Source organism: Streptomyces polyasparticus (assembly GCF_014493765.1).
In the GTDB taxonomy this organism is placed as follows: Bacteria; Actinomycetota; Actinomycetes; order Streptomycetales; family Streptomycetaceae; genus Streptomyces; species Streptomyces polyasparticus.
Genome location: NZ_JACTVJ010000150.1, coordinates 1 through 636, shown reverse-complemented (window position 1 = coordinate 636; position 636 = coordinate 1). Strand labels below are relative to the sequence as shown.

At 57.7% G+C, this 636-nt stretch carries 1 protein-coding gene; it reads right to left on the bottom strand.

The genetic code is table 11. The features are described from left to right. Window positions 1–636 (bottom strand): chlorophyll a/b-binding protein (locus tag H9Y04_RS45915; protein WP_214662316.1); only part of this gene is annotated, 636 nt, incomplete at both ends.

The following is a 636-nucleotide window of genomic DNA, read 5'->3' as shown; positions in this document are numbered from 1 at the left end:
GTCCGATGATTGGGAGATCGGGGTCATATCCAAGCGGGATGATCTCCTCGTGAACCATAAGTCCGAGGATTCCCATCATGGCAGCACGGCCATTGTTCAACTCGATGGCACGCTTTTGGAGCTTGGTCTCCTCATCGAAGTCATCCCAGCCGAAGTCAATGTATCCGTTACGGAAGTCACCAACGAACTCATTTCCAGTTCCGGGGACATCACGCATGAAGGCGCACTCCAGGACTCCAATGAAGGCGATGATTTGGACAAGTCCGGCAGTGGGGATGGAGTTGGGTCCGAAAAGAGCGGCGACACCGTTGGGGAAGGAATCGAAGGAGTCTCCGGCGTAGTTGATGGATCCGGGGAGGTGGATTCCGGCACGGGTCACGACTTGTCCGAGGAAGGCAAGCATGCAGATACGTCCGTGCTTGATCTCGACGTAACGAAGACGGTCGAAGCGCTCTTGGGTGCAGTCACCAGAGAGCATTCCGAAGGGGTCGAAAAATCCAAGAGGAGGCTGAGCGCCGAGCTCGTCCTCGAAGGCACGGAGCTGGGTGGAGGCCTTGCCGGTTTGGGCAGGGGCGAAGGCGGCGGCAGATCCCACAAGGGCGGCGAGGGCGGCAAGCTTCATCATGTTGGAAATTG